Annotated in this window: 6 protein-coding genes; 5 read left to right on the top strand and 1 reads right to left on the bottom strand. The window is 72.1% G+C overall.

The window, feature by feature from the left end:
* The 3 genes from IEZ31_RS56835 to IEZ31_RS26455 all read left to right on the top strand — a co-directional run.
* On the top strand, window positions 1–592 hold a 592-nt coding region (locus tag IEZ31_RS56835; RefSeq protein WP_229835862.1), incomplete at its 5' end, for a galactose-binding domain-containing protein.
* A 13-nt stretch (window positions 593–605) separates the two neighbouring features.
* On the top strand, window positions 606–3,869 hold the full coding sequence (locus tag IEZ31_RS26460; RefSeq protein WP_190252682.1) for a glycosyl hydrolase family 95 catalytic domain-containing protein: 3,264 nt from the start codon (window positions 606–608) through the stop codon (window positions 3,867–3,869).
* 38 nt (window positions 3,870–3,907) lie between these two features.
* Complete coding sequence (locus tag IEZ31_RS26455) at window positions 3,908–4,201, top strand: DUF2695 domain-containing protein (RefSeq protein WP_190252681.1); 294 nt, start codon at window positions 3,908–3,910, stop codon at window positions 4,199–4,201.
* A gap of 100 nt (window positions 4,202–4,301) precedes the next feature.
* Here the strand turns inward: IEZ31_RS26455 and IEZ31_RS26450 are convergent, their stop codons facing one another.
* Window positions 4,302–4,775: a hypothetical protein gene (locus tag IEZ31_RS26450; RefSeq protein ID WP_190252680.1), complete on the bottom strand. Its 474-nt coding sequence runs from the start codon at window positions 4,773–4,775 to the stop codon at window positions 4,302–4,304.
* Window positions 4,776–4,787: 12 nt separating this feature from the next.
* Between IEZ31_RS26450 and IEZ31_RS26445 the strand changes: the two genes are divergently transcribed.
* Together IEZ31_RS26445 and IEZ31_RS26440 are read left to right on the top strand one after the other, a co-directional pair.
* Complete coding sequence (locus IEZ31_RS26445; protein WP_190252679.1) at window positions 4,788–5,069, top strand: hypothetical protein; 282 nt, start codon at window positions 4,788–4,790, stop codon at window positions 5,067–5,069.
* A gap of 53 nt (window positions 5,070–5,122) precedes the next feature.
* Window positions 5,123–6,418 (top strand): wax ester/triacylglycerol synthase domain-containing protein, encoded by a 1,296-nt coding sequence (locus IEZ31_RS26440; protein WP_190252678.1) that lies wholly within the window; start codon window positions 5,123–5,125, stop codon window positions 6,416–6,418.
* Window positions 6,419–6,852 lie beyond the last annotated feature (434 nt).

The raw sequence follows: 6,852 nt of genomic DNA, 5'->3' as shown, positions 1-6,852 counted from the left end.
CGACGGCAACTCGGCGACGCGCTGGTCGAGCGACCACAGCAACGACAACAACGCCTGGATCCAGGTCGACCTCGGCGGCGCCTACACCGTGTCCTCGGTGACCCTGGCCTGGGAGGCGGCGTACGCCCGCGGCTACAAGGTGCAGGTCTCCGCCAACGGGACACAGTGGACGGACGCCTACTCGACCACCACCGGCGACGGCGGCACCGACCAGGTGACCGTCGGCCGGAGCGCCCGCTACGTGCGGATGCAGGGTGTCACGCCCGCCACCCAGTGGGGCTATTCCCTCTGGGAGTTCGAAATCTACGGTACCGCCACGACGAGCACCGGCCCGACGTTCTACGCCGACGCCAACTACGCGGGCGCGGCCGCGACGCTCGCCCCCGGCAGCTACGACCTGGCCCAGCTGCAGGCCGCCGGCATCGCCAACGACACCATCTCGTCGATCCGGGTGCCGGCCGGCTACTCGGTGACCGCCTACGCCGACGCCGGCTTCGCCGGCACCGCCTGGACGTTCACGGCCGACGCCCCGAACCTCGTCAGCACCGGCAACAACGACGCCATCTCCTCCCTGCGCATCAGCACCCTGTGAAGGAAGGTCATCGATGAAACGGCGACTTCTCGGCGTCGCGCTCGCGGTGCTGATCCTCGCACCGGTCGCGCTGCGGCTGCCGTCGGCCTCGGCCGACCCCGTCAACCTCGCCCGCAACGCCGGCGCCCGCGCGACGGCGTCCTACCAGGACGGCGCGCTGACCGCCGCGAATGCGATCGACGGCAACTCGGCGACGCGCTGGTCGAGCGACCACAGCAACGACAACAACGCCTGGATCCAGGTCGACCTCGGCGCCGCCGCCAGCGTGTCGTCGGTGACCCTGTCCTGGGAGACCGCGTACGCGCGCGGCTACAAGCTCCAGGTCTCCGACAACGGGACACAGTGGACGGACGTCTACTCGACCACCACCGGCGACGGGGGCAGCGACTCGGTCACCGTCGGGCGGACCACGCGGTACGTGCGGATGCAGGGCGTCACCCCGAACACGCAGTGGGGGTACTCGCTGTGGGAGTTCGAGGTGCGGGGCACCGGCTCGACCGGCGGCGGAGGCGGCTCGGCCACGGTCGCGCCGTCGACCAGCTACCCGCAGACCTACGCCGACTGGGCCAACGGCCTCCTCGCCGGCAACGGCAAGCAGGGCATCATCGTGTTTGGCAACCCGCGCAGCGAGACGACCGTGTTCAACGACAAGGACTTCTTCATGGCGCGGTCGGAGGCCCGGCCGCACCGGACGTTCAACACGGTCAGCGCCACGGACATCAACCGGATCCGGGACCTGCTCATCGCCGGGCAGTACCAGCAGGCGAACCAGCTGGCCGCCAACGTCCAGGGGTACCAGGGCGGCGGTGAGGGCAGCAAGCACCCGGGCTTCAAGATGACGATGCAGCTCGGCGGCACCGGACAGGTCAGCAACTACAGCCGCTCGACGGACTACGCCAACGGCCTGGTGAAGGTGAACTGGAACGACGGGGCCGGCGGGTGGGAGCGCACGTCGTTCGTGTCGCGGGCCGACGGCGCCACCGTGCAGTTCCTGCCGGCGCCGTCGGGGCAGCGGCTCAGCGTCAAGGTCGGCCTGTCCATCGACCCGGGCATGAACCTCCTGAACAAGGGCGTCACGTACACGAACGCTTCGAACACGAACTTTCTGAACCTGCGGGCGAAGTACGCCGGCGGGACCTACAACGCCGGCTACGAAGGCGTCACCCGCATCGTCACCGACGGCACGAAGACGATGGACGGCGCCGACGTGTCGGTCACCAACGCGACCTACGTCCTGCTGCTCACGCTGACCCAGCGGTACGACGGGACCTACAACGGCGGCGTCACGGCCGAGACGGAGTGGAACCGGCAGCAGCTGCAGTCGCGGCTCAGCGCGCTCAGCGGCGACTACCAGACGCTGCTGAACCGCCACGTCGCCAATCACAGCTCGATCATGAACCGGGTGACGCTCGACCTCGGCGCGAGCGCGGCGGACCGCGCCAAGCCGACCGAGCAGCTCCTGGCCGAGCAGAAGAACGCGTCGGCGCCGATCCCCGCGCTGTACGAGCGGATGTTCAACGCCGGCCGCTACCACCTGCTGGCCTCCAGCAACGCGACCGCCGCGCCCGACCTGCTCGGCAACTGGACGGGGGACAGCAACGTCGGCTGGGACGGGTACTACCACCTCGACGCCAACCTCAACCTGCAGATCTCCGGCGGGAACGTCGGCAACATGCCGGAGGCGATGCAGGGGTACTTCTGGCTCAACCAGCAGTGGCAGGCCGACTTCCGCACCAACGCGCGCAAGCTGCTCGGCACGCGAGGCATGCTCACCGGCGGCAACACGCCGAACAACGAGGGCCTCATTTCAAACATTAATTTTGATTACCCGTACCAGTACGTGACCGGCGGCGAGTCGTGGCTGCTCTACCCGTTCTGGGAGTACTACCAGGTGACCGGCGACACCACGTTCCTGGCCAACCAGTACTACCCGCTGATCCGGGACATGGGCGACTTCTACGAGGACTTCCTGGTCAAGAAGGACGGCAACGGCAACTACATCTTCGCCGGGTCGATCTCGCCGGAGAACACGCCGCCCGGCGGGGTGCCGCTGACCGTCAACTCCGTCTACGACATCGCGGGCGCCCGGTTCGCCCTGTCGACGCTCATCCAGACCAGCCGGGCGCTCGGCCGCGACGCCGACAAGATCCCCGTCTGGCAGGAGAAGCTCGACCACCTGCCGCCCTATTTGATCAACAATGACGGTGCCCTCGCCGAGTGGGCGTGGCCGGATCTCGCCAACAAGAACAACTACCAGCACCGCCACTCCAGCGGCCTGATGCCGGTGTGGCCGTACCGCGAGATCACGCCCGAGACCAACCGCGCGCAGTACACCGCGGCACAGGTCTTCCTGCAGAAGAAGGACACGGGCTCGTACGAGAACGCCGGGCACGGCCTGCTGCACGGCGCGCTCATCGCGGCCGACCTCAACAACGCCGACTCGGTCAACGCGAAGCTGCTCCGCTTCGCGAAGGACGACTACTACTACACGAGCATGGCCACGTCCCACTACAACAACCACGGCGTCTTCGCCACCGACGTCGCCAACGCGGTGCCGGCGGTCATGATGGAGATGCTGGCCGCGAGCAAGCCGGGCACCCTGGAGGTGCTGCCGGCGCTGCCGAAGTCCCTCCGCAAGGGCTCGATCAACGGCATGCTCGGCAAGGGTCAGTTCCGCATCGACAACCTCACCTGGGACATGGACGCCCGGAAGGTCCGGGTGACGCTCACGTCGAACATCGACCAGAGCCTGACCCTCATCCAGCGCTCCGGCATCACCGCCGTCACCGCCGACGGCGTCACGGTCCAGAGCTCGCCCCTGGGGAGCATCGCCCGCGTGCTGCCGCTGACCCGCGGCCGCACGGTGACGGTCGAGCTGACGCTCAGCCAGGCGGCGGTGAACCTGGCCCTGGGCAAGCCGGCGACGGCCTCGTCATCGTCGAACGCCGACCAGGGCCCCGCGAAGGCCTTCGACGGCGACCTGAACTCGCGGTGGAGCGCCAACCAGGACCCGAACAGCTGGATCCAGGTCGACCTGGGCACGACGGTCAACCTGCGCGAGGTCGACCTGCGCTGGGAGGCGTCGTACGCGAAGTCGTACAAGCTCCAGGCGTCCACGGACGGCGCGACGTGGCGCGACGTCTACACCCAGACGAACTCACCGGGCGGCACGGAGAGGCTCACGGTGAGCGGCCAGGCGAGGTACGTCCGCATGCAGGGCGTCACGCTGTCGGGCCAGTGGGGCTACTCGCTGTACGAGATGGAGGTCTACTCCTAGACCAGCGGCTTCCCCGTCCGGCGTGGCATCATGCCGGCGTGGGCTCCGACGACGAGCGGGCGCGCCGGAAGCGCCTGCGTGACGAGTACAAGAACGCCGAGCGCGCCGCGCGGGCGGCCGTCGTGCCGCTCGACGCGGGCCGGCTCGCGGAGCTGGTCGGCTTCGTCGACGAGCGCGTCTCGGCCGAGGGGTGCGACCACACCCGGCGGTTCGCCGAGCGGTGGGCCGCCGAGCACGCCGTGCCGTGGGAGCGGCTCGCCGAAGGGCTCGACGAGCTCGGTGGTTACTGCGACTGCGAGGTGGTCATGAACTGCGAGCCGGACGAGGGCTGACGCGCTGCCGTCCCGTCCATGATCACGAAGGCTTCCCTCGTGATCATGGACGGGCTCGCGGCGGGCGGTGCCGAAGCCGCGACCGTGGCCGCGGGGCGGGTCAGCGGTCCTGGCACTCGGCCGTCGCGTAGAACCACACGCTGTCCTCCGGGCCGTTGCGCAGGAACTTGATGATCTTGTTGATCGGCAGCGTGAACCCGCCCCCGCCCGGGGACAGGACCGCGGTCACGCCCAGGTCGGGCTCGCCCAGCAGCTCCGCCGAGGTGGGGTACCGATCGACGAACACGTCGTAGTCGATCCAGTGGTACCGCCGCGGCGCGCTGCGGCGGATGACCTCGCCCACGTAGGCGCCGCCCCACAGGGCGGTCAGCACGTACGGCGGGCCCAGGTGCTCCGGCCGGTGCTCGTACAGGTGCGCGAGGTAGTCGTCGACCCGCTTGAGGCTGTCGAGCGTGAAGTCCAGCGCCTCCCGGGCCAGCCGCTCCGGGTGGGCGATCTCCTCGCCGTCCGGGTCGGCCTCCTCGCCGGCGAAGACGCTGGCAAACTCCTCGAAGTACCCGTTCACCGTCTCCAAGGATCCCCCTCAATGTCCGTCGACCGGAACGCTACGGTACTGGGTGGCCTGGCGCGGAATCCGGCGCTGCCCCCCGACCTGTTCGACGCGCTGCTGGCGACCGCCGCCGAGGAGCTCGCCGAGCGTGCCGACCTCACCGCCGGCCAGGTGCGCGCGCTGGTCGCCCGCGGCGGCGCCGGGCCGGCGATCCGGCTGGTCCGCCGCGGGCTCCTGCACCGGGAGAACGTCGCCGGGGCCGCCGCCGCGAACCCGGGCCTGCCCCGGCCGGCGATGGTCGCGTACCTCGCCCGGTAGCGACGGGACCTTGGGCCCTGCCGCGGGCGGGCTGCGCGGTACACCGTCGACGTATGGTGATCGAGCGGCTCAGCGCGTTCGACCTGACCAACCTCGCGGTCGAGACGCCGGACGCCCCCATGCACGTCGGGGTGGTCGCGGTGGTGGACGGCCGGCCGCTGCTCGACGCGGGCGGGCGGCTGCGGCTGGACGAGGTCCACGCGCGGCTGCGCGACGGGCTGGGCGCGGCGCCGCGGCTGCGGCAGGTGGTGCACCGGCCCGGACCGCTCGCCGGGCGCCCGGTGTGGGCCGACGACCCGGCGTTCCGCGTCGAGCGGCACGTCGCGACGGCCGCGCTCGACCCGCCCGGCGGGGAGGCCGAGCTGCTCCGCCTGGCCGAGCGGCTCATGGCGGCGCCGCTCGATCGGGCGCGGCCGCTGTGGTACCTCTGGATCGTCACCGGCCTGCCCGAGCGCCGGCTCGCGGTCGTGGTGAAGCTCCACCACGCGGTCGGCGACGGTGTCGCGGCGGTCCGGCTGCTCGGCGCGCTGCTCGACCCGCCGCCGCGGTCCGCGGCGGTGGCGTGGGTGCCGGCGGCGCCGCCGCGGTGGGGCGCGCTGGTCGTCGACCGCCTCCACCGGACGCCTCAGCGGCGGCGGCGGCTCTGGCGGGGTGCGGCGCGGACCATGCGGGAGGCCTGGGCGGCGCCGCGGACGTCGCTGAACGGGCCGGTCGGCGCCGGGCGGCGGCTCGGGGTGGTCCGGCTCGACCTGGCCGGGGCGAAGGCGGTCGCCCGGGCGGCCGGCGGCACGGTCACCGACGTGCTCCTCGCCGTGGTCGGTGGCGGGCTCCGGGACCTGCTGCTCGCCCGGGGCGAGCCGGTCGACGGCGTGCAGCTGCGGGTCGCGGTGACGGTCTCGCTGCGCGGCCCGGACGACCCGGCGCACGGCAACCGCAACGGCAGCGTCGTGGTACGCCTGCCGCTGCACCGTGATCCGGGTGCCCGGCTGCGGGCCGTGGCGGCGGCGACGGCCCGGGCCAAGCGCGGGCAGACGCCCGTGGCCCAGCAGTGGTGCATGGTCGCCGCGGCCCGGGCCGGGCTGGCCCGCCGGCTCGGCCGCGGCCAGCGCATGGTCAACCTGGTGGTGAGCAACGTGCCCGGACCGGCCGCACCGGTGCGGATGCTCGGCGCCCCCGTGCTCGACCTGGTGCCGGTCGGCGCGCTCGCCGGGAACCTCGCGGTCAGCGTCCTGGCCCTGTCGTACGCGGGCCGGCTCGTCCTCGCGGCGGTCGCCGACCAGGAGCGGTTCCCGGACCTGCCGGTCGCGCTGGCGGGCATGGAACGCGACTGGGCGCGGCTGGCCCGGTAGGCGCGGTGCGCCGGGACGCTCGAAGCGCCCCGGCCCACCCCCGTCCGTTGGCTGAAGCTGGATGGAGCGCTGCGGACGACGCCGCATACCGAACGGGCGGCACACCCCCGCGGTCCGTTACGCGCCGCCGCACGACCAGGGTCCGGCAATCGTTCAGGTCACGGCCGGTGCTGCCGATGTCAGGGCTCGTGGGACAGGCCGACGACGCGAACGGCATGCGCCCGGTCCTCCCGGCCGGCGTGGCCACGGCCGGTGCGGGCGTGCTCGCCGCGCTGGTGCTGGCGCCCGCCGCGGCCCGCCCGGTCATCGTGCTGGCCAACCTCGCGCTCATCGCCGCCCTGACGCACGTGGTGTACCGCACCGCCCGCGTCCCCGGCCTGGCACCCGCCACCGCCCGGTTCTGGGTCAGCCTCGCCCGGGCGCTGTTCGTGTAC

Origin of the sequence: Dactylosporangium sucinum (assembly GCF_014647515.1) — a bacterium.
GTDB lineage: Bacteria > Actinomycetota > Actinomycetes > Mycobacteriales > Micromonosporaceae > Dactylosporangium > Dactylosporangium sucinum.
This window is presented reverse-complemented; position numbering and strand designations above follow the sequence as displayed.